Source organism: Caballeronia sp. ATUFL_F1_KS4A (genome assembly GCF_023630905.1).
GTDB classification, from domain to species: Bacteria; Pseudomonadota; Gammaproteobacteria; order Burkholderiales; family Burkholderiaceae; genus Caballeronia; species Caballeronia zhejiangensis.
Window position 1 is genome coordinate 314,469 of sequence record NZ_JALQEB010000039.1, and the last position, 26,755, is coordinate 341,223.

The 26,755-nt window shown below is 63.5% G+C and carries 25 protein-coding genes; 11 read left to right on the top strand and 14 right to left on the bottom strand.

Going from position 1 to position 26,755, the window contains the following annotated elements; all coding sequences use genetic code 11:
* Positions 1–2: 2 nt before the first annotated feature.
* From NCS03_RS26865 to NCS03_RS26900, 8 genes are all read right to left on the bottom strand, one after another.
* Positions 3–1,001 carry a formamidase gene (locus NCS03_RS26865; protein ID WP_008346670.1) on the bottom strand — a complete coding sequence of 333 codons (999 nt, stop codon included), beginning with the start codon at positions 999–1,001 and terminating at the stop codon, positions 3–5.
* A 14-nt stretch (positions 1,002–1,015) separates the two neighbouring features.
* The gene (locus NCS03_RS26870; RefSeq protein WP_250503964.1) at positions 1,016–2,611 is read right to left on the bottom strand and encodes an ABC transporter ATP-binding protein; all 1,596 of its coding nucleotides are present in this window, start codon (positions 2,609–2,611) and stop codon (positions 1,016–1,018) included.
* A 2-nt stretch (positions 2,612–2,613) separates the two neighbouring features.
* On the bottom strand, positions 2,614–3,306 hold the full coding sequence (biuH, locus tag NCS03_RS26875; RefSeq protein ID WP_250530175.1) for a biuret amidohydrolase: 693 nt from the start codon (positions 3,304–3,306) through the stop codon (positions 2,614–2,616).
* A 25-nt stretch (positions 3,307–3,331) separates the two neighbouring features.
* On the bottom strand, positions 3,332–4,258 hold the full coding sequence (locus tag NCS03_RS26880) for an ABC transporter permease (protein ID WP_008346674.1): 927 nt from the start codon (positions 4,256–4,258) through the stop codon (positions 3,332–3,334).
* Positions 4,251–5,366, bottom strand: coding sequence for an ABC transporter permease (locus tag NCS03_RS26885; RefSeq protein WP_250530176.1), 1,116 nt, complete (start codon positions 5,364–5,366; stop codon positions 4,251–4,253). Before NCS03_RS26885 ends, NCS03_RS26880 begins: the two co-directional genes overlap by 8 nt.
* 22 nt (positions 5,367–5,388) lie before the next feature.
* Positions 5,389–6,486, bottom strand: a complete 1,098-nt coding sequence (locus tag NCS03_RS26890; protein WP_008346678.1) for a BMP family ABC transporter substrate-binding protein — start codon at positions 6,484–6,486, stop codon at positions 5,389–5,391.
* Positions 6,483–8,315 (bottom strand): allophanate hydrolase, encoded by a 1,833-nt coding sequence (atzF, locus tag NCS03_RS26895; RefSeq protein ID WP_250530177.1) that lies wholly within the window; start codon positions 8,313–8,315, stop codon positions 6,483–6,485. The genes NCS03_RS26890 and atzF overlap by 4 nt, the downstream gene beginning before the upstream one ends.
* 206 nt (positions 8,316–8,521) lie before the next feature.
* Complete coding sequence (locus NCS03_RS26900; protein WP_008346682.1) at positions 8,522–9,364, bottom strand: formate/nitrite transporter family protein; 843 nt, start codon at positions 9,362–9,364, stop codon at positions 8,522–8,524.
* Positions 9,365–9,509: 145 nt separating this feature from the next.
* On the opposite strand from NCS03_RS26900, the gene NCS03_RS26905 reads away from it, so the two are divergent.
* From NCS03_RS26905 to NCS03_RS26920, 4 genes are all read left to right on the top strand, one after another.
* The gene (locus NCS03_RS26905) at positions 9,510–9,797 is read left to right on the top strand and encodes a DUF6566 family protein (RefSeq protein ID WP_175981646.1); all 288 of its coding nucleotides are present in this window, start codon (positions 9,510–9,512) and stop codon (positions 9,795–9,797) included.
* A 138-nt stretch (positions 9,798–9,935) separates the two neighbouring features.
* Positions 9,936–11,015, top strand: coding sequence for a glycosyltransferase family 4 protein (locus NCS03_RS26910; RefSeq protein ID WP_250530178.1), 1,080 nt, complete (start codon positions 9,936–9,938; stop codon positions 11,013–11,015).
* A 40-nt stretch (positions 11,016–11,055) separates the two neighbouring features.
* A complete protein-coding gene (locus NCS03_RS26915) occupies positions 11,056–12,111 on the top strand; it encodes a glycosyltransferase family 4 protein (RefSeq protein WP_250456940.1) in 1,056 nt (351 codons plus the stop codon).
* Positions 12,112–13,920 (top strand): HAD-IIB family hydrolase, encoded by a 1,809-nt coding sequence (locus NCS03_RS26920; protein ID WP_250530179.1) that lies wholly within the window; start codon positions 12,112–12,114, stop codon positions 13,918–13,920.
* 51 nt (positions 13,921–13,971) lie between these two features.
* On the opposite strand, the gene NCS03_RS26925 is transcribed toward NCS03_RS26920, so the two are convergent.
* From NCS03_RS26925 to NCS03_RS26935, 3 genes are all read right to left on the bottom strand, one after another.
* Positions 13,972–15,078, bottom strand: coding sequence for an NADH:flavin oxidoreductase/NADH oxidase (locus NCS03_RS26925; protein ID WP_250530180.1), 1,107 nt, complete (start codon positions 15,076–15,078; stop codon positions 13,972–13,974).
* Between the two features lie 102 nt (positions 15,079–15,180).
* Entirely contained in the window at positions 15,181–15,915 is a 735-nt protein-coding gene (locus tag NCS03_RS26930; protein ID WP_008346692.1) for an LrgB family protein, read from the bottom strand.
* Positions 15,912–16,283, bottom strand: a complete 372-nt coding sequence (locus NCS03_RS26935; RefSeq protein WP_008346694.1) for a CidA/LrgA family protein — start codon at positions 16,281–16,283, stop codon at positions 15,912–15,914. Before NCS03_RS26935 ends, NCS03_RS26930 begins: the two co-directional genes overlap by 4 nt.
* Before the next feature lie 373 nt (positions 16,284–16,656).
* Here NCS03_RS26935 and NCS03_RS26940 point away from each other — a divergent pair, with 373 nt between their 5' ends.
* The 4 genes from NCS03_RS26940 (at position 16,657) to NCS03_RS26955 (ending at position 18,234) form a co-directional block, all read left to right on the top strand.
* Positions 16,657–17,163: a ferritin-like domain-containing protein gene (locus tag NCS03_RS26940; RefSeq protein WP_008346696.1), complete on the top strand. Its 507-nt coding sequence runs from the start codon at positions 16,657–16,659 to the stop codon at positions 17,161–17,163.
* A gap of 61 nt (positions 17,164–17,224) precedes the next feature.
* Positions 17,225–17,734 carry a hypothetical protein gene (locus NCS03_RS26945; RefSeq protein WP_008346698.1) on the top strand — a complete coding sequence of 170 codons (510 nt, stop codon included), beginning with the start codon at positions 17,225–17,227 and terminating at the stop codon, positions 17,732–17,734.
* 87 nt (positions 17,735–17,821) lie between these two features.
* On the top strand, positions 17,822–18,040 hold the full coding sequence (locus NCS03_RS26950) for a hypothetical protein (RefSeq protein WP_250437279.1): 219 nt from the start codon (positions 17,822–17,824) through the stop codon (positions 18,038–18,040).
* The gene (locus NCS03_RS26955; protein WP_008346702.1) at positions 18,037–18,234 is read left to right on the top strand and encodes a hypothetical protein; all 198 of its coding nucleotides are present in this window, start codon (positions 18,037–18,039) and stop codon (positions 18,232–18,234) included. The genes NCS03_RS26950 and NCS03_RS26955 overlap by 4 nt, the downstream gene beginning before the upstream one ends.
* On the opposite strand, the gene NCS03_RS26960 is transcribed toward NCS03_RS26955, so the two are convergent.
* Positions 18,223–18,642 (bottom strand): hypothetical protein, encoded by a 420-nt coding sequence (locus NCS03_RS26960; RefSeq protein WP_250530181.1) that lies wholly within the window; start codon positions 18,640–18,642, stop codon positions 18,223–18,225. The two genes, NCS03_RS26955 and NCS03_RS26960, sit on opposite strands and share 12 nt — an antisense overlap.
* Positions 18,643–19,227: 585 nt before the next feature.
* Between NCS03_RS26960 and NCS03_RS26965 the strand changes: the two genes are divergently transcribed.
* Positions 19,228–21,426, top strand: a complete 2,199-nt coding sequence (locus tag NCS03_RS26965; protein ID WP_008346705.1) for a hybrid sensor histidine kinase/response regulator — start codon at positions 19,228–19,230, stop codon at positions 21,424–21,426.
* A gap of 85 nt (positions 21,427–21,511) precedes the next feature.
* Here the strand turns inward: NCS03_RS26965 and catA are convergent, their stop codons facing one another.
* Both catA and NCS03_RS26975 read right to left on the bottom strand, forming a co-directional pair.
* Positions 21,512–22,447 (bottom strand): catechol 1,2-dioxygenase, encoded by a 936-nt coding sequence (catA, locus tag NCS03_RS26970; protein WP_250530182.1) that lies wholly within the window; start codon positions 22,445–22,447, stop codon positions 21,512–21,514.
* 180 nt (positions 22,448–22,627) lie between these two features.
* Positions 22,628–23,830 carry a porin gene (locus tag NCS03_RS26975; protein WP_008346709.1) on the bottom strand — a complete coding sequence of 401 codons (1,203 nt, stop codon included), beginning with the start codon at positions 23,828–23,830 and terminating at the stop codon, positions 22,628–22,630.
* A gap of 343 nt (positions 23,831–24,173) precedes the next feature.
* Here NCS03_RS26975 and NCS03_RS26980 point away from each other — a divergent pair, with 343 nt between their 5' ends.
* Both NCS03_RS26980 and NCS03_RS26985 read left to right on the top strand, forming a co-directional pair.
* The gene (locus tag NCS03_RS26980) at positions 24,174–25,526 is read left to right on the top strand and encodes an MFS transporter (protein ID WP_081851805.1); all 1,353 of its coding nucleotides are present in this window, start codon (positions 24,174–24,176) and stop codon (positions 25,524–25,526) included.
* A gap of 32 nt (positions 25,527–25,558) precedes the next feature.
* On the top strand, positions 25,559–26,749 hold the full coding sequence (locus tag NCS03_RS26985) for an acyl-CoA dehydrogenase family protein (RefSeq protein WP_250530183.1): 1,191 nt from the start codon (positions 25,559–25,561) through the stop codon (positions 26,747–26,749).
* Positions 26,750–26,755: the final 6 nt, after the last annotated feature.

Genomic DNA, 26,755 nt, shown 5'->3' on the forward strand with positions numbered 1-26,755 from the left:
CGTCAGCCCTCGTATCGGCGTTCGGGTTTCGAAAAACCGCATGACGTCCCGTCTTTCACGACGACTTCGTCCTCCCACGGCAGACGATATTCGCCACGCACCATGTCCTGCATGAACGTGTAAGGACAATCCTGCGCGCCGCCCTTCACGGCGACATAGCCGCGATGTCCGAACTGATAGATGTTGTTTTCGACGCCCCAGTGAATGCGGGCTTCGCGCACGAGATCGGGGCGCATTTCACAGGTGATGATCTCATCCGGGCGATGACTGCCTTCGACCAACACCGTGCCGTCGAAATCGCAGAACATGCCTTCGCCCATCGAGTCGAACGTGCCGTCGCTGCCGCACAGACACACGCTCGCGGTCTGCGCGAGATTCTGGAATGCGTTCGACTGATTGGTGATTTGCCAGGCATGGCGAATGGGCGCGGTATAGCCCGCCGTGCGCAAGATGATTTCCGCGCCCTTGTAAGCGGCTTCGCGCGCCATCTCCGGAAACATGCCGTCATGACAGATGATGAGCGAGAGCTTCGCGCCCTTCGGCCCGATGCACACCGGCACGCCGAGATTGCCCGGCTCCCACGGCTCGACCGGCACCCACGGATGCATCTTGCGATAGTAGAGTCGCACCTCGCCCCGATCGTCGATGATGATCCCGCTGTTATAGGGATTGCCGCCTGGATTGCGCTCCATGATGGAGAAGCATCCCCAGATGCGATGCTCGATGCACGCCGCCTTGAACGCGGCCACTTCGGGACCGTCGAGCGAGCACATGATGGCATCGTTCGTATCCATCGACAGGCCGTGCAGCATGTATTCGGGAAACACGACCAGATCCATCGACGGATTGTTGCGGCGCGCCTTGCCGATCAGTTCGACGATGCGCCGTGTCTGCGCGGCCAGTTGCTCCGGGGTGGCGACAGCCGGATTCTGCAACTGCACGAGACCCACGACGATGCCTTGCGGCGACTTGTTCAATCCACCGAGACCGCTCGAACTCATTCTTCCTTGCTCCTTTATGCGTGAACGGCGAGCGGCTCCGACGCAGCGCGCGTGGCGCTTTCGACATGACCCGCCATGTGTCTTCCCAACGCGACGCGATCCGCGCCGCTCGCAGCCGTTTCGTGTACCAGCCGCCCTTCCGCGATCACCGCGATGCGATCCGCCAGTTCCAGCAGTTCATCGAGGTCTTCGCTGACGAGCAGCACTGCGGCGCCTGCATCGCGTGCGGCGAGAATGCGCGCGTGGATGTCCGCGACCGATGCGAAGTCCAGTCCGAATACGGGATTCGCGACGATCAGCACATCCACCGCTTGCCCGAGCTCGCGCGCGAGCACGGCGCGCTGCACGTTGCCGCCCGACAACGTGCCGATGGCGCGCGCCGGCACCGGCGGTTTCACGTTGAACTCGGCGATGAGACGTTCGGCGCGTTCGCGCATCGCACGGCGATCGAGACGCCAGCCGTGACGCTTCATCGGCGCACGGTCGAAGTCGCGCAAGGCGAGGTTGTCCGCGATGCTCATGTTCGCGACGCACGCATTGCGCAGCGGTTCTTCGGGGAGCGCAAATACGCGCAGCCGCGTCATCTCTTCACGCGTCGCGCGGTATGGCTCGCCATGCATGTGCATTTCACCGCTTTGCACGCGGCGCTGGCCGACGAGCGCTTCGATCAGTTCCTTCTGCCCGTTGCCCGATACGCCCGCGATGCCGAGTATCTCGCCCGACTTCACGCTGAGCGAAACATCGCGCACCGCCCGATGTCCACGATCATCGACGACGTTGAGACTGGACAGCGCGAGACGCACGGGCGAAGCCGCATCGAGCGGCTTGCGTCCGGGCTGCATTCCGGCGAGTTCGGGATCGTCCTGCTTCGCGGATTCACCGCCCATCATCCACGCGGCGAGCTTGTCGCGGCTCGTATCCGCGACCGCGCTCGTCCCGACGAGCCTGCCCTTGCGCAACACGGTCACGTCGTCGGCATACGCCATCACTTCACGGAACTTGTGCGTGATCATCAACACGGTCAGCTCGCCGCGCGTGGCGAGATCGCGCATCAGGCCGAGCACTTCGTCTGCTTCCTGCGGCGTGAGCACGGACGTGGGTTCATCGAGAATGAGGAAACGCTGCTGCAAATAAAGCTGTTTCAGAATCTCGAGCTTCTGCTTTTCTCCTGCGGCGAGACCGGCGACGGGCGCATCGAGAGGCAGACGAAAGGGCATCGAACGCATGAAGGCATCGAGCGCGGCACGTTCCTTCGGCCAGTCGATCTTCCACGGCAATCGCCCGCGCGCGAGCAGCAAATTCTCTTCGACCGACAAGCCCGCCGCCAGCGTGAAATGCTGATACACCATGCCGATGCCGAGCGCCTGTGCATCGCGCGGCGACGCGATTCTCACCTGCCGCGCATCCGCGATGATCTCGCCGTGATCGAGCACGCCATAACCGACGAGCCCTTTCACGAGCGTACTCTTGCCCGCGCCGTTTTCGCCGAGCAGCGCATGCACGGTGCCCGCGCGCACTTTGAGCGTCACGTCGTCGAGCGCGGTGAAAGCGCCGAAACGCTTCGTCGCGCCGAGCACTTCCACGCTCATCGCTTTGGTCGGTGCGTTCATGGTCAGCGTCCCAGCGTCGCGAGCAAAGCCTTCGAATCCGACACCGTGCCGAATACGCCGCCCTGCATCAGCACCATGTCGAGCGCGGCGTCGTGATTGCCCTGATCGGTCGCGCCGCAACAATCCGCGAGAATGGTGCATTCGAAGCCGCGATCGTTCGCTTCGCGCATCGTCGTGTGAACGCAGACATCGGTCGTGATGCCCGTGAGCACCAGATTCACGATGCCGCGCGTGCGCAATACCATTTCGAGGTCCGTTGCGCAGAACGAGCCTTTGCCTGGCTTGTCGATGACGATCTCGCCTTCGATCGGCTTCAGTTCATCGATGATTTCCCAGCCCGGTTCGCCGCGCACGAGTATCTTGCCGCAGGGTCCTTCATCGCCGATGCCGATGCCGTTCGTGCCCGCGCGACGGCTTCTCCATCGCTTGTTGGCGGGCAAATCCGACAGATCGGGCCGGTGCCCTTCGCGCGTATGAATGATCGTGAAGCCTTGCTCGCGCATCAGCGTGAGTACGTTCCTGATCGGTTCGATGGGCGCGCGCGTCATCGAGAGGTCATAGCCCATCTTGTCGACATAACCGCCGATGCCGCAAAAGTCCGTCTGCATGTCGATGATGACGAGCGCGGTGTTCTCCGGCCGCAGATTGCCGTCGTAGGGCCACGGATAGGGACGTGCTTCGATGAAGCGGCTCATGTGTTCGACTCCATGAAAATAGGGTTCAACGCGTGAGACTCAGTTCGCCGGGCGCACCCGCGAGCGTGCGGTCGGGACGGCAATTGACGATCATGATGACGAGGGTGAGGACGTAAGGCGCCGCATTGAAAAGGTAGTAACCGCTCGTCACGCCGATGGCCTGCAACGCGGGTCCGAGCGCGCCCGCTGCGCCGAAGATCAGCGCGGCCCACAGGCATCGCAACGGCTGCCAGCGCGCGAAGATGACGAGCGCGACGGCCATCAGGCCTTGTCCGCTCGACAAGCCTTCGTTCCAGCTTCCCGGATACACCAGCGACAGATACGCGCCGCCTACGCCCGCGAAGAAGCCGCCGACCGTCGTCGCGAGAATGCGAACGCGCGTGATCGGATAACCCATCGCGCGGGCGCTTTCCGCGTTCTCGCCGACGAGACGCAAAGCCATGCCCCAACGCGTATGTCGCAAGCCCCATTGCAACGCGAACGCCAGCGCGACGCCGATGATGAAGAGCGGATTGACATGCAACGCGTTATGCAACTGCGGCGACGAAGCCCAAGCACCGAGATCGATCGATGACAACATCGGCGCTTGCGGCTCGATGAACGGCTTGCCGAGATAGAACGCGAGGCCGGTGCCGACCAGCATCAGCGCGATGCCGAACGCGATGTCCGACACGCGCGGCAACGAGCACACGAGACCGTGCAGGCAGCCGAGCAGCAACCCCGCGCAGCCGGCCGCGAGCACGCCGAGCCACGGTGAGCCGGACAGATACGCGGCCGCATAACCGGTCATCGCGCCGGATACGAGAATGCCTTCGAGGCCGAGATTGACGCGCCCGCCCTTCTCCGTCAGACATTCGCCGATGCTCACGAACAAATAAGGCGTGCTCACGCGGATGGCGCCCGCGAACAACGACAGCAGCAGCACCGCGACGGGTGAATGTGCGTCAAACATGAGTGCCCTCCAGTCGAACCGACGAGCGCGCGACGGTCATCGCCTGCAGCCTGATGCGCCACGCCGCGAGACGACCGCCCATGGCTTCCCACGCGAGCAGGTTGGCAAAGAGCAGACCTTGCAGGACGAGCGTGGTGGCATCGGGCAGACCCAGGCGGCGTTGCAGAAGCGAACCGCTCGCTTCGATACCGCCGACGAGCACCGCGCACAGAATGATCGCCAACGGGTTCTGACGCGCCGCGAACGCCACGAGAATCCCCGCATAGCCGTAACCCGCCAGCAGCGATGCGTTCGCGCTGCCCTGCACCGCCGCGACTTCGAACATGCCCGCGAGACCGGCCGCCGCGCCGCCCATCGCGCAGGCCGCGATCGCGAGCTTGTTCACCGGCAGCCCGACGAGCTTCGCCGCATGGTTGTTGCCGCCCGCGATGCGCATCGCGAAGCCTTTGGTGCTGTGGCGCACGAAGACCCATGCCGCGACGCACGCGAGCGCGCCCCAGAACAAGCCCCAATGCACGTCGAGACCCGGCAACGAACCGATCGAGAACGCGTCGGGAACGGGCGGCGTCGAAGGCTTGTTGAGACTCGCGGGATCGCGCAACGGTCCTTCGACGAGATGCTTGAACAATGCAATCGCGATGTACGACATCAACAGACTGCTGATCGTCTCGTTGACGCCGCGCAGTTGCCGCATTGCGCCGACCGCGCCGATCCACACGCCGCCCGCGATCATGCCGGCGAGCGCCATCAACGGAGCGACGATGAACCACGGCATCGCGGCGGGCACGACCGTCGCCACGACCGCCGATGCGAGTCCGCCGAGCGCGAGCGCGCCTTCGCCACCGATCACGATCAGCCCGACCTGCGCAGGCAACGCGACGCACAACGCGGTGAGCATCAGCGGCGCGGCGCGCAGCAACGTGCTCTGCCACGCGAACGACGAGCCGAATGCGCCTTGCGCGATCAGCACGAGCGCATCGTCGGCGGGCTGGCCCTGCACGAGCAGGAATAGCGAGAACAGCACCAGCGTGCCGATGAGCGCGCACAACGTCGGCAAAGCGGGCAACGCGCCCAGCGCCACGTGCGGTAACAGAGGATAGGAACGCATGCCGGCTCCGCGAAGGAATGAATCAGATCTGCCCGACGACGCCCGCGACGAGATAGTTCATGCTTTCCAGCTTGATATCCGTCTGCGCGTAAGCCGTGCCCGATGCGATGGCACTGCCGCCCTTGTTGTCCTTCATCGGGCCTTTGAAGATCACGTAATCGCCCGCGGCCATCTTCGTCTTGATGGCGTCGGCATTGGACTTCGCATCGGCCGTGACTTTCGCGCCGTAGGGCGACATCTTCACGAAGCCTTCCTTCAGGCCGCCGCGCAGAATGTTGGGCTGCGGCTTGCTGGTCTGCGCATCCGTGACGAGTTCCTTGAAAGGCGTCGCCCAATCCCACTCCGCGCCCGTCAGATAACCCTTCGGCGCAAGCGCGGCCTGACTCGCGTGATAGCCGCAACTCATCGCGCCGCGCTTCTCCGCCGTTTCGATGACGACCTTCGGACCGTCGACGTGACAGGTCAGCACATCGCACCCCTGATCGACGAGACTGTTGGCCGCTTCGGCTTCCTTGACCGGCATCGACCAGTCGCCGGTGAAGATGACGTGCGTGGTGATAGACGGATCCACCGATTGCGCGCCGAGCGTGAACGCATTGATATTGCGCAGCACTTGTGGAATCGGCTTGGCGGCGACGAAACCGAGCTTCTTGCTCTTGCTCACGTGTCCCGCGACGACGCCGTTGAGGTACTGACATTCATCGATATAGCCGAAGTAGCTCGCGATATTCGGCGGATTGCCCTGCTTCCACAAACCGCCGCAATGCGCGAAGCGGACCTTTGGATACTTCGCGGCCATCTTCAGCACGTGCGGATCGAAATAGCCGAACGAAGTCGCGAAGATGAGCGTCGCGCCGTCCTGTTCGATCATCGCTTCCATCGTCTTTTGCACGGCTACGGTCTCGGGCACGTTCTCTTCCTCGACCACCTTCACGCCCGGCATCTTCTTGATGATCGCGGCGGCCTGAGCCTGCGCCTGGTTATAGCCGTAATCGCCCTTCGCGCCGACATAGATCACGCCGACGGTGAGATTGCTTGCGCCGAAGGCGAGATCGAAGGGCAGCGCGCTGCCGAGCGCGAGCGCGCCCGCGCCTTGGATGAACTGGCGGCGATTGGTCATGATGTAGCTTCCTGTTTGAGTTGATCGCTGGATGAAGAGACGAGGCTGTGCCGATACGCGCGCCAGCCGCCGAAGGAAGTGATGTCGCGGGCGCCGCTGTCCGGCGCGACGGCGGCCGGTTCGCAGATGAAGCCTTTGACGATGCGGCCATCGGCGGTCGTGACCGTGCCGATACCGAGCGGCGCGGGAATCGCCGCGACGAATGCGCCGAAGGTCCGCATAGGCATCTCCCATATCTCGATGGCGATCGCGGCACCCTCGTTTTCGGTGCGCACGAGTCCGGGCTTCGGCGGCTGCGTATCGGCTAATGCGTAGAGCGTGTAGTGCGGCGACGTCATCGTTTCTTCGATGAACCGCGCGCCCGCCTGCTTCATCTGCCATTCGAGCGGCATGCCGCGCAGATGTGCGCCGACTACGGCGAGCTCGATGCTTGGCTCCTGGATCGGCAGCGGATCGATGCTGGCATCGGAAAGTGCCTGAATCTTCGCGCCCAATGCCGCGAGTCTCCGATCCGCGCCCGCTGGCCCAATGAGCGTGATGCCCGCGGGCAAGCCATCGGCGCGCGGCGGTCCCGGCACGGCGAGCGCGCACAGGTCGAGCAGATTGACGAAGTTCGTATAGACGCCGAGACGGCTGTTCACTTCGACCGGGTTCGCCTGCACTTGCGCGAAGGTCGGATGCGTCGGCGTCGTCGGAACGATCAGGATATCGAAACGTTCGAACAACGCTTCCGCCTCACGCTTCAGCAGCGTGAGTTCGTATTGCGCGTTGAATGCGTCGGCGGCGGAGAATGCGTCGGCCTTGCCGATCACTTTCGCTACGGTCGGATCGATGTCATCGCGGTTCGTGACGAAGAAATCGCCCAGCGCCGCGCGGCGTTCCGCGACCCACGGACCGTCGTACAGCAACGCGGCCGCGCGTTGCATCGGCGCGAAGGGAAACGTCGCGGGTTCGAGTTGCAGACGATCCAGCGTCGCCGCGAAGGCGTCGGCCGCGTGCGTGTCGCCGAAGAATTCCAGCGTGTCGGGAATCGCGACGCGCGGCGCATCCGGAAGCAAGCCGAGCGCTGCGACGCGGCGCGAATAACCGTCGAGCGCATCGAAAGTGACCATCTGCTGCAGCACGATCCAGGCATCGGCGACGTCGTGCGCGAAGATCGATAGCGTATCGAGACTCTTGCACGCGGGCACGACCCCGCGCTTGCTGACGAGCCCCAGCGACGGCTTCAATCCGACGATGCCGTTGAAACCCGCCGGCACGCGGCCCGAACCGGCGGTATCGGTGCCGAGCGAAAACGCGACGATGCCCTGCGCCACCGTCACCGCCGAACCGGAACTCGATCCGCCCGACACATATTCCGGATGACTAACTTGTCGCACGGCGCCATGCGGCGAGCGCGTGCCGACGAGCCCGGTCGCGAACTGATCGAGATTCGTCTTGCCGATGAGCATCGCGCCCGCATCGATCAAGCGCTGCACGGCGAACGCCGTTTCGCCGGGCGTATAGGCGAACGCCGGACATGCAGCGGTCGTCGGCAAGCCCGCAATGTCGATGTTGTCCTTCACCGCGAACGGCACGCCGAATAAAGGCTTGCGCTCGAAGATCGCGGGTCCGGCTTCGGCGAGCTCGCGTGCAAGCGACGCTGCCGTCGTTTGCAGATCCGCTGCCGGAACGACGAGCGTCCATGCTTCCGGGCGATCACTCGCTTCGAAGCGAGCAAGCGTCGCTACGGCGATTCGCTGCGGGTCGGTATCGCCGCGCGCGTACGCATCGAGAAGTGCGCGAACGGTGAGCGGTGCGTGATCGCCGGCAGATGCGGTCGCGTTCATGAGTTCAATCTTGAATACAAGTTGAACGCACAATGCACTGTCCGTGCCAGTGACAGATTCCGCCGTTAAATCAACGATTTGGCATCAGCGTCGCGACTTGCGGCGACCGGGCGTGATCCACGCCGGTTCAGCAATGACCCAGCCGTGGTGCGATAAATCCCGCTGACGGTGCAGCGGTCCACGGCTCCGGGCCGGCAGAGTCCGCGTTACTGCGTGTCGCCGATTTCCGGCGCGATGGCCGCATGGTTGACGATCGCGACCATCGATATCCCGCCGATCATGTTCCCGAGAAGCGTCGGCAGCAGGAACACGCCGAAGTAATCGCCGATGCTCGCGGCGTGCGTCATCACGGCATACGCGGCCTCGGCCGAACTGGCGATGACGTGCGTCAGCTTGCTCACGCCGACGGTGTAAGTCACGAGCAGGATGGTGAGCAGGCGCGCGGACCGCGCGCTCGGCAAGAGCCAGACCATCAGCGCGATCAGCCAGCCGGCGAAGACGGCGCGTACCAGTGTGACGCCGAAGCCGGCGCTGAAAGGCGCACGCGCGACCTCCGCGAGCGCCGCGTTGACGTCGGGATCGAACACGTCCTTGAACTGCAGAAGCGCGGCGAATACGGCCGTTCCGACGAGATTGGACAACAACACGATAGACCATAGGCGCAGCGTTTTACCCACTGTGCGCAAGTCACGCCGCGTGAGCACGGGCAGCACCGCTGTCAGCGTGCTCTCGGTGAAAAGCTGCTGACGCCCGAGGATGACGAACACGAAGCCGATCGTATATCCCAGGCTTGCAATCAGATGCTGCGATTTGGATGCAGGCAGCTCGCTTTGCAAGATCGCCTGAACGAGAAAGGAGAAACCCATCGAAAGACCCGCCGCGAGCCCGGACCATATGAGCGCCGAGGCCGTGCGCTCCATCGCGGTTTCGCCCTCTTCGCGCACGATTTCGTGGATGACGAGCGCATGCGGCGTCGAATGATCCGCGGCTTGCTCGCGCTGATCGTGGTCGAGGTGGGGCGACTCGGCGCCTGCTTGCGATTCGGACATTGACTCTTCTCCTGAGGCCGCTGCTGCGTGCGTCGTGCACGATGCGATGCTTGCTTACAGCAGATTCGATGCCTGTCGGGCATAGGGCCTGCTGCTGCGACCTCGTTCACCCGAAACAACCGATCCAACCGATACAAGACCGACGATGAAAACCGAGACCTTTTCCCTTGGCGGCTACGACGTCGAGGTATCGACGAAACAAACGCCAACCGGCGACTGGACACCCGAGCTGCGCGTCACCCGCAACGGACGGCCGGTGGCTCTGCCTCAAGTCGAGACGGTCGAACCCAACTGGCTGACGAGCGCGGAAGCGCTGCGCGGCGGCGTCGAACAGGCGCGCCGGCTGATCGATCGATATCTCGCCGGCCACGACAATCAGCACACCGGCGGCGCAATCGGCCATCCGGCGAAGCCCGGCGTCCAGGACAAATGATCTGAATCGCGGCGGCGACGTGCCTGTTTCGAGCGCGACCCGCGATCGTCGCGCGTGTGGCCCTTCGATTGCTCGGCGAGCTTATCCGTCATCCGCAAGCAATCGGGCTTGCAGCGAACGGCCCGCAAGGACCGCAAAATGAAGATCGCACAAGTTGCACCGCTCTATGAAAGCGTTCCCCCCAAAGCCTATGGCGCGACCGAACGCGTCGTTTCCGCGCTGACGGAACAACTCGTCGCGTGGGGTCACGACGTCACATTGTTCGCTGCGGGCGACTCGAAGACCCAGGCGCGCCTTCGCGCGACACATCCGGTGGGACTCTGGCGTGACGAACGCGTGTGGGATACGACGAGCCATCATCTGCGTCAGCTCGACGCCGTCGTGCGCCGCTCCGCGCAGTTCGACCTCGTTCACTTCCACGGCGAGCCGTTTCATCTGCCATTGCAGCGGTATATGTCGTGTCCGTCGCTTACGACCGTGCACGGCCGACTGCTCGTGCCCGATCACGGTCCGCTCTACGAGGCTTATCCCGATGCGCCGCTCGTTTCCATCTCGGACAGCCAGCGCAAGGACACACCGCACGCCAACTGGATCGGCACCGTGCATCATGGCCTGCCGCTCGATGCCATGCGCTTCTCTCCGAACGGCGGCGACTATCTGTTTTTCGTGGGCCGCATGATGCCCGAGAAGGGAATCGAGCGCGCCGTCGAGATCGCGCGGCGCGCGGGGCTGCCGCTCAAGATCGCCGCCGCCGTGCATCCCGGCGAACGCGCGTGGTTCAGGGAAGAGATTTATCCGATGCTGGAGGCCTCGCAATCGTTCGTCGAATATCTCGGCGAAGTGGGCGGCGAGACGCGCCTCGAACTCTTCTCCCACGCGCGTGCGTTGATGTTTCCGATCGGCTGGGAGGAGCCCTTCGGCCTCGTGCTCATCGAGGCGATGGCTTCCGGCACGCCCGCGATCGCTTTCCGGCGCGGTGCGGTGCCGGAGATCGTCGAGCATGGCGTGACGGGTTTCATCGTCGACGATGTCGAACAGGCCGTGCGTGCAGTGCAGAAACTCGGCACCATTCGTCGCAACGATTGCCGGCGCAGCTTCGAGCGGCGCTTCAGCGCCGAGCGCATGACGCGCGATTACCTCGCGATTTATCGCACGCTGCTCGCGGATCCAGCGCAAGGCGGCGAGGAATGGGCACCCGGCGACCCGATGCAGGCATGACGATTGCCGTTCCCGGTTGCATTCACTCGCGTAATTGGCCATGCGCATCGCCCAGGTTTCCACTCTTTATGAGAGCGTGCCGCCGCGACGTTACGGCGGCATAGAGCGCGTCGTGTCCTGGCTCACGGAAGAACTCGTGAAGATGGGACACGACGTCACGCTCTTTGCAAGCGCCGACTCGCGCACACGCGCGAAGCTCGTCGCGAGTTCGGACTGCGCCGTGAGACTGCTCGAAGACACCGCCGATCCGCAAGCCTTCCACTTCGCGATGCTCGAGGACGTCGTGCGCGCGTCCGGCGATTTCGACATCGTGCATTTTCATACGGACTACATGAGCTTTCCGTACGCGCGCCGGCTCGATGCCGCGCACGTTACGACGCTTCACTGGCGGCTCGACGTGCCCGGCCTCGACGCGCTTTACCGGCGTTTCGCCGATGTGCCGCTCGTGTCCATCTCCGATGCGCAGCGCGAGCCGATGCCGTGGGCCGGCTGGACCGCGACCGTGCATCACGGCATGCCCGCGGCGTTGCTGCCGTTTCAGGCGCGGGCGGAACAGCATCTCGCGTTCGTCGGACGTATCGCGCCATCGAAGGGACCGGACGCGGCCATCCGCATCGCGCGGCGGGCGAACGTGCCGCTCAGGATCGCGGCGAAGATCGACGAAGCGGATCGCCCCTACTTCATTCGCGATGTCGAACCGCTCATCGAGGCGCCGCACGTCGAATTCGTCGGCGAACTCGACGATCACGGCAAGCGCGGACTGCTCGGCCATGCCCGCGCGATGCTCTTTCCGATCGCCTGGCCGGAGCCCTTCGGCATCGCGATGATCGAAGCGCTGGCGTGCGGCACGCCGGTCATCGCGTTCGGGCGCGGTTCGGTGCCGGAGATCATCGAGCATGGCGTGAGCGGGTTCATCGTGCGCGACGAGGACGAGGCGGTCGAAGCCGTCGCGCGATTGCCGGAGATCGACCGGCGCGCATGCCGCGCGCGCTTCGAGCAGTTTTTCACGGCGGAGCGCATGGCGCGTGCTTATGTCGAGGTCTACGAGCGGCTCGTGCGCGAGCGCACCGCGCGGCTCACATTGACGGAGGTTTGAATGCGCTGCATGGTGGTTGCAAGCGATTACGACGGCACGCTGGCGGAGCATGGCCGCGTCGATGAAGCGACGTGGCGCGCCGTCGACCGGCTGCGCGAATCCGGCCGCCATATGGTGCTCGTGACCGGCCGCGAACTCGACGATCTGCTGAGTCTGTGCGACGGCATCGACCGGTTTTCGTATGTGGTCGCGGAGAACGGCGGCGTGCTCTATCACCCGGCGACGCGCGAGCGCACGCTTCTCGCGCCGCCGCCGCCCGCCGCGTTCGTCGAAGCGATGCGGCAACACGGCGTGAAGCACCTGAGCGTGAGCGAGACGCTCGTCGCCACATCGCGCCCGTACGACGAACAGGCGCACGAAGCGATCCGCGAACTCGGCCTCGATCTGCACGTCGTGTTCAACGGCGACGCGGTGATGATTCTCGCGCCCGGCATCAGCAAGGCGACGGGGCTCGATGCCGCCCTCGATGCGATGGCGCTCTCGCCGCGCAATGCCGTCGGCGTCGGCGATGCGCAGAACGATCATCCGCTGCTGGACGCGTGCGAGTTCGGCGCCGCGGTCGGCAACGCGCTCGATGTGCTGAAGGCGCACGCGGATATCTGTCTCGAAGGCGTCGCCGGGGCGGGCGTCGCGGAACTCATCGACAAGATTCTGGCCGACGACCTCGCACACCTGAGCCGACGCGACGCGCGGCACAACCTGCTGATCGGGCATCGCACCGTAAGCGGCGATGGCGGCGATGAAGACACCGCCGAAACGCTCGAACAGCAAGGCACCGTCGCGCTGCTCGCCGGGCAGTCGGGCGGCGGCAAGTCGACCCTGCTCACCGGACTCATGGAGCGTCTGTGCGCGGCGGGATATCAGTTCTGCGCGCTCGATCCGGAAGGCGATTTCGACAATCTCGAAAAGACGCTCGCCATCGGCAATGCGGAGCACGCGCCCAAAGGCGACGACATCATGAAGTTGCTGCGCCAGCCGCGCCAGCCTGTCGTCGCGAATCTGATGCACGTTGCGTTCGCCGAGCGGCCTTCGTACTGCGCGGAACTGCTCGCCGAGCTGCAATCGACGCGCGCGCTCAACGGGCGGCCGCACTGGATATTGTTCGACGAGGCGCATCAGCTTTTCCCGAACGCCGCGAACGCCGCCGACGAAACCCTGCCGGAGCAACTCGGCCCGGCCATTTTCGCGACGGTGCATCCGAACGCGATCTCGCAGCGCGTGCTCGAACGCGTCAACGTGTTCATCGGCGCAGGTCCCGGCGCCTGGGAAGCGCTCGAGGAGTTCGCGCGCGCCGCGGGCATCGCGATGCCGCGCCGGCTATCGGACGCGCCCGAAGTCGGTCAGGCGCTCGTCTGGCGGCGCGAGCCGCTCAGCGGCGACGCCTGGGGCGATCCGCGCATCGTTCGCGTGGAGCCGGCCAAAACGCAGCGTCGCCGTCATGTGCGCAAATATGCGGCGGGCATGCTTATCCCCGAGCGCAGTTTCTACTTTCGCGGGCCGGAGAATCGGCTCAAGCTGCGCGCGCACAACCTCACGCTTTTCCTCGAACTGGCCGATGGCGTCGATGAAGACACATGGCTCTTTCATCTGCGGCGCGGCGACTATTCGACGTGGTTCCGCGATGTAATCGGCGACGCCGAACTCGCCGACGAAACCGCCGCCGTCGAGCGCGAACATCGGGATTCCGCCGAGGAGAGCCTCGCTGCGATCACCCGTCTCGTGCAGGTGCGCTATACGCAGCCCGAGAATCCGGTGTTGCCGAACGTGCTCGCGCCCGGCGCGAAGGGCGGCGAACGAACGCCGCCATGAGAACCGGCTTGCAAGCGTCGCTCCCTTCGAGCGCGCGACCGCATCGCACGATCAGTCTTCTTCGAAGAGATGCCGGTACTGATGCGGCTGCGAGCGCAGATACTGCTTCGGCGCGCGCACCTGTGCGCCCAGCTCCGCCGCGGCGTGCCAAGGCCAGCGCGGGTCGTACAGGGCCGTGCGCGCGAGCGCGATCATGTCGGCATCGCCGGTTCCGACGATGGCCTCCGCCTGTTCGATGCCCGTGATCAGCCCGACCGCGATGACCGGCATCCCGACCGCCTGCTTCACGGCGCGCGCGAGCGGCACCTGATAGCTCGGCCCGACCGGAATCTTCTGCGCCGGATGAAGCCCGCCGCTCGATACGTGAACGGCATCGCAGCCGCGCGCTTCGAGCGCTTTGGCGAATGCGACGGTCTGCTCGATGTCCCAGCCGCCGTCGACCCAATCGGTGCCGGACACGCGGATCGTCACCGGCCGCTCGGCGGGAAATGCGGCGCGCACGGCGTCGAACACTTCGAGCGGAAAACGCATGCGGTTCTCGAGCGAACCGCCGTATTCATCGTCGCGCCGGTTCGACAACGGCGACAAGAACTGATGCAGCAAGTAGCCATGCGCCGCGTGGATCTGAACGAGATCGATGCCGAGACGCGCCGCGCGCGTGGCGGCCGCCGTGAACGCATCGCGGATGCGCGCGAGTCCGGCCGCATCGAGCGCGACCGGCGGCGCTTCACCGTCCTCATAGGCGACGCTCGAAGGCGCTTCGGTCTGCCAGCCATGCGCGTGATCGGCTGGAATCTGGGCGCCGCCTTCCCACGGCACATCGGTCGATGCCTTGCGTCCCGCGTGACTCAACTGGATCGCGACCGGCATGTCCGACCATCGCCGGATGCCGTCGAGCGTGCGCTTCAGCGCCGCTTCGGTTTCGTCGTTCCAGAGACCGACATCCGCATATGTGATGCGTCCCTCCGGCAGCACGGCCGTTGCTTCGATGGTGAGCAAGGCCGCGCCGGACAGCGCGAGCTGACCGAGGTGAATCAGATGCCAGTCGTTCATGCAGCCGTCTTCGGCGGAGTACTGGCACATCGGCGCGATCACGATGCGATTGGCGAGGGCCAGATTGCGCAAGCGCGCAGGTTGGAACAGTGCAGGCTGTGACATGGACAGGTTCCTTGGCGGTTGTGACGTCGCGCGGGGCGCGACCCATGCCGTCGTCGCCAGCAATGGCTATTCCGTGCGACATTCAAGCCGGGCGCGCGGACATCACAGCAGCTTCGACAACACAGGCAGCAGAACGGGCACGACGAACGCGGTAAACACGCCGTTCAGCCCCATGCCGAGGCCGGCGAACGCGCCCATCTCTTCGCTGACCTGAAAGGCGCGCGCCGTGCCGATGCCATGCGACGCCACGCCGAGCGCGAAGCCGCGCGCCTCGACGTCGGAAACGCGCAGCACATTGAGGATACCCCGCGCGGTGACGGCGCCGAACACGCCCGTCGTGATGACGAGCACCGCCGTCAGCGAAGGCACGCCGCCGATCTCCTTCGCCACGGCCATCGCGATGGGCGTCGTCGCGGACTTCGGCGCGAGCGATGCAATCGACTGACGCGACGCCCCGAGCAAGGCCGCCACGGACACGGCGGATACGATCGCGGTCAGCGAGCCGGCGGCGAGACTCACGAGAATCGGCCACGCGAGCCGCTTCAGATTCGCCCACTGCCGATAAAGCGGCAACGCCAGCGCGACCGTGGCCGGCCCGAGCAGAAAATGCACGAACTGCGCGCCGTCGAAATACGTTTCGTAGGCCGTGCCGCTCGTCTTGAGCACCACGACGACGATGGCCACCGAAATCAGCACCGGATTGGCGAGCGGATTGAAGCGGCACGCCGCGTAGATGCGCTGCGCGATGAGGTACGCGAGCAGCGTGATGGTAAGGCCGAGCAGCGGCGTGGCCGCCAGATAGACCCAGATCGCTCCGAAGTGCGGCACCGGGATCATGTGCGGTCTCCGTGTTCATGGGCGACGCGGCGGCGGCCGCGCAGCATCGCACGCATGACGAGCGCGGTGACGGCGATCGCGAGTGTGGTACTGACTGCAACGGAGAACACGACGGCAAGCACGTCGCCGCGCAGCGCATGCGCCGAAACCATGATGCCGACGCCCGCCGGCACGAACAGCAGAGACAGGTGCCGGAGCAGTTCGAGCGCCGTGGGTTCGAGCGTGGCCGCGGCGGCCGGACGCAATGCGCAGTATCCGGCGAGCAGAAGCATGCCGATGACCGGGCCGGGCACCGGCAGGCTGAAGAGATAGGAAAGCCCTTCTCCGAGACACTGGAAAACGAGCAATGTAGCAATTGCGGCGAGCATGGGAAAAACTCCTGGTGCGTGCGATGTTCATGCCTTCTTTCGGCAGCGGACGAAGCGTACCCGAGATGCTCGGGAAGCGCGTGACTCGCCCGCACATCGGGCACGGGCTGGTCGATCCATCTGCCCCGCTCGATGCGACTTTGTGCAAAAAAAAGGCCCGCCTGAAAACGGCGGGCTGAAGCCACGGAAGATAACGCGCCATTCAAGGCGCGCTTGAAGTATCGCGCTTTATTTTCATGTCGCAACAGTACGAAGGGCATCCTAACTATTCGTCGTCATGCCACGAACATGCGCGGCATGACGATTGCGAGTCATCGGGCAGCGCGAAGCGCGATTGCTTCGCTCATCCGTTCACATCGATCCGGGAGACACCATGGCTCAACCGACCGAACACCTGCTCGACTGGCTTCGCGACGCGCACGCGATGGAACAGCAAGCCGAGCAAATGCTGCGCGCGCAGTCCGGGCGCCTCGAGCACTATCCGCAACTGAAGGCGCGTATCGATCAGCATCTGGAAGAAACGCTGGACCAGCAGAAGATCGTCGCCGCGTGCATCGAGCGGCTCGGCGGCAGCACATCGACGGTCAAGGATCTTGCCGCCAAGATGATGGCCTTCGCGCAAGCGGCGGGCGGCATGACCATGACCGACGAAGTCGTGAAAGGCGCCATCATGAGCTATGTGTTCGAGAACATGGAGATCGCGTCCTACACCTCGCTGATTGCGGCAGCGACGCGCTGCGGCGATGCCGAAACCCGGGCCGCGTGCGAACGGATCCTGCCTCAGGAGCAGGCAATGGCGCAATGGCTGCTCGAACACATCCCTTCCATCTCGACCGAATATCTCGACCGCTCGGCATCCGGTCAGGAAGCGAAGAAATAAGCCTTGCAGAAGGCTTCGACATGTTCGTTCATCCAGTCGTCATACCTAGCCGGAACACACCATGAGCCAGTATCCCGCGACCGACAACCAGCAAGCGAAGGGCCACTCGCTTGCCCGTGGACTCGCATTCTTCAGTCTCGCATTGGGAACCGCCCAACTGCTTGCGCCCCGTACCGTCGCACGCATGTCCGGCCTGCGCGTCAGCCCTGGCCTCGTCAGGCTGTATGGGCTGAGAGAGATTGCCTGCGGCATCGGCATACTTTCGTCGCGCGATCCGTCTCCGTATCTGATGGCGCGCATCGGCGGCGACGCGCTCGATCTGATGACCGTGGCGACGGCGCCACGCGAACGCCGGCAAGGCGCGCACACGCGTGCGCTCGGCGCCTTGCTCAACGTCGCGGGCGTCACCGCGCTCGATGCGCGCGCGGTGACTTCGCTGTCCGATGACCGGGCGCGGCAGCGCAGCGAACGCTCGGAGCATTACGCCCAGCTTTATCTTGACCGCACGGGCTTTCCGCGTCCGGCGGACGAGATGCGCGGCGCAGCGCGAAGCGATGGCAACGGCGCCTGAGTGCGGAGTCGGCAATGCATGCGCTCGTCACGCTGATGGAATAACGCTTGCTCGATCTCACTACCTTCAGCCAATCGAGCGATCACCATGACCCACTTCTTCATGCCTGCATCGCAGTACACAGCGCGTCTGCCGCTGCTTCAATGGCTGTCGGCTCCCGACGAGGATGCCGACGACGATCCCGACGACGTCCTCGACGAAACCGGCGAGATCACCAACCGCAGCAATGGCAAGAGCGGCACCGATACCACGGCGGAACCCGATCCCAAGCCGGACAACCATCAGGCATCGACGAGGCAATCATGACCGACGAACAGACGCCGCAGCATATCGAAGGGCAGCCGGTGCCGGGACACACCGAGAACATCCCGGCGAACCCGAAGGAGCCGGCGCCGCGCGGCCCCAACGAGGATCGCGCGCCGGACGCCGGTCCCGCTACCAAGCCGGGAACACCGCCGGGCACGCAAAGCGAAGGCGACCGCCTGAAGTCACCCGACTGACATCGGCGCTGCCGGTCGAACGCAGCGCCATTTGACTCGATAAGTCCATGAGGAGCACGCCATGAACCGAACCATCACGATCAGGGCCATGTTGATCGCCGCAGTGACGGCGTCCGTCTGCTTTACGTCGGGCTGCAACCGCAATACGAGCGGCGGAAGCACCGCGGCAAGCGACAGCGCAGGGTCATCCGCGCCGGCTGCCGCCCGCTTCCCGGCGACCGCCGCCAGCGACGCACCCGCGGGTGCGAGCCAGTAAGCGAACAGGTACGACTGGCGAGGCGGCGTCGCGCCGCGCATTGCCAGGTCGGCTTCGCCCGCGCCGGGGTTGACCGGCTTTGCCGTCGGTCGGATGCGGTGCGGGTAAGTCGTCGATTGCTGCGCAATTGAATCGGCATCCGAAACATTCACATCGCGAGAACGTCGCCGCCCTCTTCCAGTCGATTACCCGATACCCTATTCTCCCGGTGCCATCGACATATCGGGCGTACCCGCCGACGTCGAGCGCGCTTTGGCATCCGTCGAACTTACCTCTCTCGGCATGTCCCCCGGAATTCGATTCCAAGGGCTCGATACCGGCTCACTGTGATACGTCATGCCCGACGTGGCGGCACCGTGAGATCCGCCGCTGCCATTTCCACCGTTGCCATTACCACCTGCAACTGCCGAGCTTGCAGCTAACAACGTCGCGATGGAAACCGACAACGCAAGGGTTCTACGGACATCGAGTTGGTGAAGCATGGGAGTTCTCCAATCTTGTTCAGATTCAAGTAAGTTTTACGGCGTTGGCCACAATCTACCGACGTATCAGTCAATACGAACGCTCGCCAAACACAGACGCACGGCTTCAAGAAAATCGTGCGAGCAAACAAAAGAATCCATGACGCCGTATCTATCCGGCCCTTAAACACGCCGACGACCGCCGCGCCAACGGTAAGTTTGACGTCGTACGAACATCTGAATAGACTTCGCCTTCGCGCCCCGCCTCGAAGTCCCATGATTGCCCATCAGGAAACATCTGTCCCGGACAGCACTGCGCTCGATATCCCCGTTCCGCCACGCGACTTCGGCGTGACCCGGCGCATGCTGCTCGCCGTGCTTGCAGCATCAATCATCACACCATTGCTTTTTCTCGCCACGTACGGTTATTTCGGTTTTCAAACCAGAATCGCGGATTCGACTGAAGGAATCGACAGACTCTCGCGAGTTGCCGAGGAGCAGGCCGTAAAAGTCCTCGACGTGAATCAGGAGGTATCGCTTCGAATAATGGCCTTTCTCGGTGACGACGGGGATGTCCCACTTCGCGCGCGACAGCAATCTGTTCATCGCTTTCTGAGGCAAACCGCCGAGCGGGTGCCATCGGTTTTCTCGATTGCTGTCTTTGGCCGGAAAGGAAATTTGCTTGCCAGCAGCAGCACCTATCCGGTCGGCCTTCAATCGATTGGAGACCGCTCGGATATCTGGTCTGCACGCCATGCCGCTTCTGCGGCAGTTGGCATGCTGCGGCCCGAACAAATATCCGACCCGGCTCGGGACGTTTTCGATGTGACGTTCCCTCGATACGACTCGAGTGGCCAGTATCTCGGTGTCTTGGCCATATCCCTTCGACGCGATTATTTCTCGTCGTTCTACGACCGGCTGACCGCACATGACCGGGCTTTGACGGTGGGCCTTTTCCGAAGCGACGGTACTACGCTCGTTCGATTTCCCGAGCCGAAAGCGCGACGCGCACCGACAAGCAGTCAACCCTTGCTGGAAGCTATTCAGGCTAATCGGCAAAGCGGACGTCTCAAGGGTTTCTCGACGCTCGACGGCGTCGAGAAGCTCCTGGTGTATCGAGAGGTCGGCTCATACCCGCTTTACGTGACCTCCGGAATCCCGGTCTCGACGGTTACATACAGATGGTTGCGACACGACGGTCTTATCGCCATCGCGACGCTGGTTCCATGCGTAGGCATCTGGTTTCTGGTCGTGTTCAGTTTGAGCCGTCTGAAACGTGAACGAACGGCGTGGGACAGATGGAAAGCCGAGTTCGGGATGCGCGTTTCCGCGGAAGCAACAAGCCGTCAGATGAAGCGTATGGGCGCACTCGGCAATCTCGTGGCAAACGTCGCGCATGACTTCAACAATCTCCTCATGGTGGTCAAGGCGAACATGGAACTGGCCCGTCGCAAGCACTTCAACGGACTGGAGAAAGAAGTCATCGCAGTGGAACGGGCTTCCGCTTCGGCGGAGGTCCTGGCAAGGCGGCTACTCAGCGTCGCTCGCAAGCAGCCGCTGCGTGAGGAGTTCGTGGATGTCAAAGATTGGCTCGAACGGGAAGCCTCTCTGATTCAGATGTCGCTCAATGAGCGCATCCGCTTTCACATCAGGTCTTCTGACGAAATCTGGCCAATCTACGTTGACCAAACCGAACTTCAATCGGCGCTGATAAACCTTGCGGTGAATGCCAGGGATGCAATGCCCGGCGGCGGCGACTTTACCATTCGCACCAGGAACATCACGCTCGATACTTCGAAAGGAAGCTTGAAGCCCGGTGACTATGTTGTCATCGCTTGTTCCGATACCGGCGTCGGCATGCCGGCATCAGTGATGCAACGCGCATTCGAGCCGCTTTTTACGACCAAAGCCGCGAACGCTGGCACGGGGCTCGGCCTTGCGCAGGTCATCGCGATGTGCGAGCAGGCGCGCGGAACAGCACGTATCGAGAGCGAGGAAGGTAAAGGAACGACCGTGTCGCTCATTCTTCCCCGTGGCTCCGGGCAGGCCGAAGCCAAAGCCAAAGCGACGACCGTGTCTCCCTCACCACCCGTCACGGTGACGGAGGCGACCAAGGGTTCCATTTTGCTGGTCGAAGACAACGAGGAAGTGGCCGCGGGACTTTCGGCCGTACTGGAGGTGTTCGGCTGGCAATCCCGACACGAACTCACCGGAGATGCAGCGCTAGGTCTGCTGGAGGACGGCGCGAAGTTCGATCTCATTCTCTCCGACATTCAAATGCCTGGGCTCAACAACGGAATCGATGTTGCGGAAAAAGTGCGGCGGAAATGGCCGAAGCAGGCTATTGCGCTGATGACCGGCTATGCCGATGAGTTCGAACGAGCAAAAAACGCCGGTGTAACGATTCTTTCCAAGCCCTTCAACATCGACGACCTTCAGGCTTTGCTGCAGAGCGTAGCACCCGCGATCAGGTGATTCGTCCGTCTCGCCCATCGCCGCCAACGCGATGAACATCGTCGCTGCCGCAGCAAATGGAAGCGGAGTCAGCCGCTTCGCCGACTTAAGCCGTCACCGCCGTGCGCTGACGACTGACAAGCTGATTGTCCTTGCCTTCGACGAGGCGAGTCAGCGCGATATCGAACTGAATTTCCTTGTAAGCGTCCGCCTTTAGACCGAGCGCAAAGCCGCCCTTCTTTTCGACGACATGAGGAATCAATTCCTCGCGCGTGGCATACGCGAAGTCATCCCAAATGAGCGGATCGCCCTCGATGTTGATCTGCGTGGTCAGCTTGCGGAAGTTATCGCTCGTCACGAAGAAATGAACGTGTGCAGGACGATTGCCATGCCGTGCAAGCGCGTTCAGCAATTCTTGCGTCGAACCGTGAGGCGGGCATCCATAGCCTACGGGCATGAGCGTTCGGAACTCGTACTTGCCGTCTGGTCCTGTTCTCACCGCGCCACGCAAGTTGAAGTCACTCTGTGCGCCGGTCGGATCGAAATGCGAGTAGAAGCCTTTGGAGTTTGCATGCCAGCACTCCACGACGGCATCCGCGACAGGCTTGCCGTCGGGACCGGTTACGGTGCCGCGAATGACAAGCGGCCCGGCGTCATCGTCCGGATTGAGGTCGATCTTCGCCACACCATCGCGCAACGGTGCGCCCGCCACATACAGCGGACCTTCGATGGTGCGCGGTGTGCCGCCGTGAATGTCCGCGTGACGGTCCTGCGCATCCATGCGAATGTCGAGAAACTTCTCGAGACCGAGACCCGCCGCGAGCAAGGCCGCTTCCCCGTCGCGACCGAGCCGGTTGAAGTAGTTCACGCCTGCCCAGATTTCATCGGGCGTCATATCGAGGTCGTCGATGGCCTTGAACAGGTCGCTTAGCAGCCGATGCGTGATCTGCTTCGCACGTGCATTGCCGTTATCGCTGTTGAGATTGGCGGCGGCCGAAAGCAGGCCCTGAACTTCCTTCGTATCGAATACTTTGACGCTCACGATGTTGTCTCCATAGGTATGGGGGTACGACACAGGTCTTCCGTTCCGCGGTACCACGCGCGGACTCACGCGTCGTCTCGACGACAAATTAGGCCGCACCCGCATATCCGTCAAATAGATCAAATGTGGTTGATGCCATCCATGAAATGGATGACATCCCGGCGCGAATGTCGGCTGGCTTCAAAACTTGTGGCGGATGCCCACGCGGACCGTGCTTTGACGATCGCTCGTCGACGGCGTGAGGTTGTTGATCGCCGCAACCGCCGCTGTGCCGGTGGAATCGATGCCGGATGCCTTCTGGTACACGCCGATCAGATAGACATCGGTGCGCTTAGACAGGAAGTAATCGGCGCCGAGCGCGCCTTGGTAATACTTGGCGCCGGGATTGTTGCCGGTGGCCGAATCGACGTCGCCGCCCTTCGTGTAGTCGAATGCCGCGCCGAGCAGGAGCGCCGGCGTGAGCTGATACCTGAAGTTGACTTCGACGTTATTGAAGTTCGCATTGCCGGAATAGCCGCGCGGATTGGGACCGGAGTTCGCGGTATCGCCGAGGTTCTTGAACTGCACGTTGGAATACGTTGCACCCACCGTGGCCGCGCCGAATGCATAAGCAGCGCCTGCCGCGACCACCTGATAGGTACGAGCCGATGCATAGCCGCTATAGACGGGCGAAGAGATAAAGTTCGCGCTCGCAGCGGGCGGCGTGCTTGCGCCGTTGTCGCCGAAGAAGCCGACGTTCGGATTGCGCGCGTTCAGGTAACCGACGCCCAACGTCAGCGGGCCGTTCGCATAGCCCGCACCGAGCGACCACAATTGGTTGCGCGAGACCGCACCCGCGACGCCGCCCAGGCTGTAGACGCCGCCGAAGGTAACGCCGTAGTAAGCCTTACTAACGAACTTGATCGCGTTGTTCACGCGATACGCGTTGTTGAGGTTATCCAGATCGCCTGGATGCGCGCCGATATATCCCGCCCACTGGGTACCGGACTCGAACGGGCCCACATAATCCACGACCGAATCGTATTGCCGCCCGAGCAACACGGTGCCGTAAGCACTGGACAAGCCCACGTACGCCTGCCGGCCGAACATCAGACCTTGCGTGCTGCCGCGGTTCTTCTGCGCAAGCGAGCCGTTATTCAGGTCGAAGCCGTTCTCGAGTACGAACAGCGCAGCAAGCCCGCCGCCAAGCTCTTCCCTGCCTCTCAATCCCCAGCGGCTGGCCTGCATGACGCCGCTCGACAGGTTGTAGAGATTGTGGCCGCCGGCGTTCGATGTCCAGTTGAAGCCATCGTCGACGATGCCGTACAGCGTCACCGCACTTTGTGCGTGCGCCGTGCCTGCAACTGCAAGCAGCGCCAGAGAAGTTCCCAAGGCGAGTTTCATACGTGCGTGTTCCATGCGAGTCGTTCTGTTGATTGACGCAATGAAGGCTCATTGCGGTGATGAATGCGATGCGCCACGCAGTCTGCGGCCACTCGTTTCACGCGGCAAATAAGCCAAAAGCATGACCGGCGATAAGCGCGATCGATATGTCATGCGAGGCAAGGGCTATTCCGTACGACATGCAACGGCACATGCACCAGATTCATGTCGCGCATTTTTGTCTCGAATTTGACCGCGATTATCGAGGCTCATATCGTGGGCCCATCGCATCGCATCGATACGACTCGCACCGCTTCTTGAGCATCAGGGAAGCGGGAACCATCACCTCATGTCTTCCCCAACCATGAACCCTGAAGCTCTGAATTCCGACCTGAGCGCGCTCGCTCAAACCCGATCGGCTCGTCGCCCAAGCAACGTGCGCCGTGCAGTCACGACGGCAGTGCTCGGCCAGATCCTCGAGTGGTATGACTTCTTTCTGTACGGCACCGCCGCCGCGCTCGTCTTCGGCAAGCTGTTCTTTCCGGTCGGCACCGATCCGCTCACGGGCACCATCGCCGCATTCGGCGGCTTCACGGTCGGCTTCATCGCGCGACCCATCGGCGGCGTGCTATGCGGACATATCGGCGACCGTTACGGCCGCAAGGTCGTGATGATGCTGACCCTTCTCACGATGGGCACCGCCACGGTCCTGATGGGCGTTTTGCCGACCTATCAGCAGGTCGGCATTGCGGCGCCCGCGATGCTCGTTCTGTTGCGCATTCTTCAGGGACTGGCCGCCGGCGGCGAATGGAGCGGCAGTATCCTGCTGATCCACGAGAACGCGCCGCAATCGAAGCGCGGCGCGCTCGCGGCGTGGAGCCCGTGTGGCGCGGCACTCGGCTTCGTCCTGTCCACCGGTGCGTTCCTGCTGGTGCAGAACTTGCCGGCGGGCGACTTCCAGAGTTGGGGATGGCGCCTTCCGTTTCTCGCGAGCGCCGCACTCGTTCTTCTCGGCTTGTGGATGCGCCGCTCCGTCGGAGAAAGTGCCGCATTCGCCGAAGTCAAGGCGACGCGCCACGAAAGCCGGATGCCTGTCATCGAAGTGCTGCGCCAATGTCCGCGCGAAGTGCTGACCGTGTTCGGCCTGCGCTTCGGCGAGGGCGCGGCGTCCTACCTCTTCTTCGCATTTTCGATCGCCTACGGGCAGTTTCTGGGCATCAAGTCGAGTTGGGTTCTGAGCGGCCTGTGCATTTCGATGCTGCTGATGATCCCCGTTTCGCTCTTCTTCGGCTGGGTGACCGACAAGGTCGGACGCAAGCCGGTGTATCTCGCCGGCGCAATCGCCATCGTACTGGTCGCGTGGCCGTACTTCGCGCTGCTCGGCTCGGGCGAGTACTGGAAGGTGGTTGCGGCGCTCGTCCTCGCGAACAGCATCACGCTTGGCATTCTCGAAGGCGCGCAGCCCGCGTTCATCAGCGAGATGTTGCCGGTGCACCTGCGTTTCTCGGGACTCGGCATTGGCCGGGAAGTCTCTTCCGTACTCGGCGGCGGCCTCTCGCCGATGATCGCCACCGCGTTGCTCGCCCACTATCACAGCGCCGTGCCGGTCGCCATTTATCTGGGCGTACTGGGCCTGATCACCGTCGTCGCCACGCTGCTCGCACGCGAGACGTATCCCAAAGCGATGCGCGCCGCTGCACGCCGTCAGCCCGAATGACATCGACACACATCGACCGAGAGGTATCACCTATGCAAGCCCTTCGAAGCGAAGCCATCATCGATTCGCAAAACGACTATCCCGAGTACGCCGGACCGCTGCACCTCGATACGCTGATCGAGGAAGTCGAGCGCCGCCGCGACGAGTTCGACGCCCTGTCCCACGTGCCGCGCGATATGATCGGCAAGATGAAGCGCGCGGGGATTTTCCGCGCGAGCACGCCCGAACGTTTCGGCGGCGATGCGCTGCCGCCCGCGCGCTTCCTCGAGATGCTCGAACGTATCGCGATCGCGGACGGATCGGCCGCCTGGGTCGCGGCGTTCGGCTCCGCGAACACGTACCTGGCTTCACTGCCTGTGGAGACCCAGGCGCGAATCTATGCGGCCGGTCCCGATCAGGTCTTCGCGGGCGGCTTGTATCCGCTGCAAAAGGCCGAGCGCGCGCCCGGCGGATTCCTCGTGTCGGGACAGTGGCGCTTTGCGAGCGGCTGCAAGGGCGCGGACTGGATCGGCGTGGGAATCGGCGGGGCGCCGGCCGGCACCGACGACAAGAACGCCGGCAAGCCTTTTACTGCGGTTTTCCCGGCGAGCGAAGTGGAGATCGTCGATAACTGGAACGTGGTCGGCATGCAGGGCACGGGCAGCCATGATCTGCGCCTGAAGGACAAATACGTCGAGGAACAATGGACCTTCGTGCGCGGCGGCACGCCGCTGATCGATGAACCGCTGTACCGGTATCCCGCCGTCGCGTATCAGGCGCAGGTGCATGCGGCAGTGAACATCGGCCTGGCGCGCGCGGCGCTCGACCTGCTGGCGGGGATGTCCGGCGTGACGAAAACCACGACCGGTGCGCCGCGTCTCGCCGATCGCGCCTACTATCGTTCCGGGCTCGCGCAGGCGGAAGCACAACTGCGCAGCGCGCGGGCGTTCTTCTTCGAGTGCGCGGAAGCATCGTGGCGCACGGTGCTCGCGGGCGACCCGGTGTTGCCTGCCGAAGCAAACTTGCTGCGTCTTTCGGCGACGCACGCGGCCCACACCTGCGCCGATATCGTGATGCAGGCGTACAAGATGGCGGGCATCGGCGCGATCTACCGCGAGAACCGGATGCAGCGTCTGGTACGCGATTCGATCGTCGTCACGCAGCACGCCTTTCTCGGCGAAGGCAATTACGACGCATCGGGCGCGATCTTCGTCGGCATTCCGCCCGTTACGCCGTATCCCTGAACCCGC

What these genes read in the sequence shown, in the direction of transcription:
- NCS03_RS26865 (WP_008346670.1), bottom strand. Translation starts at nt 1,001, where the DNA reads ATGAGTTCGAGCGGTCTCGGTGGATTGAACAAGTCGCCGCAAGGCATC.
- NCS03_RS26870 (WP_250503964.1), bottom strand. Translation starts at nt 2,611, where the DNA reads ATGAACGCACCGACCAAAGCGATGAGCGTGGAAGTGCTCGGCGCGACG.
- biuH (WP_250530175.1), bottom strand. Translation starts at nt 3,306, where the DNA reads ATGAGCCGCTTCATCGAAGCACGTCCCTATCCGTGGCCCTACGACGGC.
- NCS03_RS26880 (WP_008346674.1), bottom strand. Translation starts at nt 4,258, where the DNA reads ATGTTTGACGCACATTCACCCGTCGCGGTGCTGCTGCTGTCGTTGTTC.
- NCS03_RS26885 (WP_250530176.1), bottom strand. Translation starts at nt 5,366, where the DNA reads ATGCGTTCCTATCCTCTGTTACCGCACGTGGCGCTGGGCGCGTTGCCC.
- NCS03_RS26890 (WP_008346678.1), bottom strand. Translation starts at nt 6,486, where the DNA reads ATGACCAATCGCCGCCAGTTCATCCAAGGCGCGGGCGCGCTCGCGCTC.
- atzF (WP_250530177.1), bottom strand. Translation starts at nt 8,315, where the DNA reads ATGAACGCGACCGCATCTGCCGGCGATCACGCACCGCTCACCGTTCGC.
- NCS03_RS26900 (WP_008346682.1), bottom strand. Translation starts at nt 9,364, where the DNA reads ATGTCCGAATCGCAAGCAGGCGCCGAGTCGCCCCACCTCGACCACGAT.
- NCS03_RS26905 (WP_175981646.1), top strand. Translation starts at nt 9,510, where the DNA reads ATGAAAACCGAGACCTTTTCCCTTGGCGGCTACGACGTCGAGGTATCG.
- NCS03_RS26910 (WP_250530178.1), top strand. Translation starts at nt 9,936, where the DNA reads ATGAAGATCGCACAAGTTGCACCGCTCTATGAAAGCGTTCCCCCCAAA.
- NCS03_RS26915 (WP_250456940.1), top strand. Translation starts at nt 11,056, where the DNA reads ATGCGCATCGCCCAGGTTTCCACTCTTTATGAGAGCGTGCCGCCGCGA.
- NCS03_RS26920 (WP_250530179.1), top strand. Translation starts at nt 12,112, where the DNA reads ATGCGCTGCATGGTGGTTGCAAGCGATTACGACGGCACGCTGGCGGAG.
- NCS03_RS26925 (WP_250530180.1), bottom strand. Translation starts at nt 15,078, where the DNA reads ATGTCACAGCCTGCACTGTTCCAACCTGCGCGCTTGCGCAATCTGGCC.
- NCS03_RS26930 (WP_008346692.1), bottom strand. Translation starts at nt 15,915, where the DNA reads ATGATCCCGGTGCCGCACTTCGGAGCGATCTGGGTCTATCTGGCGGCC.
- NCS03_RS26935 (WP_008346694.1), bottom strand. Translation starts at nt 16,283, where the DNA reads ATGCTCGCCGCAATTGCTACATTGCTCGTTTTCCAGTGTCTCGGAGAA.
- NCS03_RS26940 (WP_008346696.1), top strand. Translation starts at nt 16,657, where the DNA reads ATGGCTCAACCGACCGAACACCTGCTCGACTGGCTTCGCGACGCGCAC.
- NCS03_RS26945 (WP_008346698.1), top strand. Translation starts at nt 17,225, where the DNA reads ATGAGCCAGTATCCCGCGACCGACAACCAGCAAGCGAAGGGCCACTCG.
- NCS03_RS26950 (WP_250437279.1), top strand. Translation starts at nt 17,822, where the DNA reads ATGACCCACTTCTTCATGCCTGCATCGCAGTACACAGCGCGTCTGCCG.
- NCS03_RS26955 (WP_008346702.1), top strand. Translation starts at nt 18,037, where the DNA reads ATGACCGACGAACAGACGCCGCAGCATATCGAAGGGCAGCCGGTGCCG.
- NCS03_RS26965 (WP_008346705.1), top strand. Translation starts at nt 19,228, where the DNA reads ATGATTGCCCATCAGGAAACATCTGTCCCGGACAGCACTGCGCTCGAT.
- NCS03_RS26975 (WP_008346709.1), bottom strand. Translation starts at nt 23,830, where the DNA reads ATGAAACTCGCCTTGGGAACTTCTCTGGCGCTGCTTGCAGTTGCAGGC.
- NCS03_RS26980 (WP_081851805.1), top strand. Translation starts at nt 24,174, where the DNA reads ATGAACCCTGAAGCTCTGAATTCCGACCTGAGCGCGCTCGCTCAAACC.
- NCS03_RS26985 (WP_250530183.1), top strand. Translation starts at nt 25,559, where the DNA reads ATGCAAGCCCTTCGAAGCGAAGCCATCATCGATTCGCAAAACGACTAT.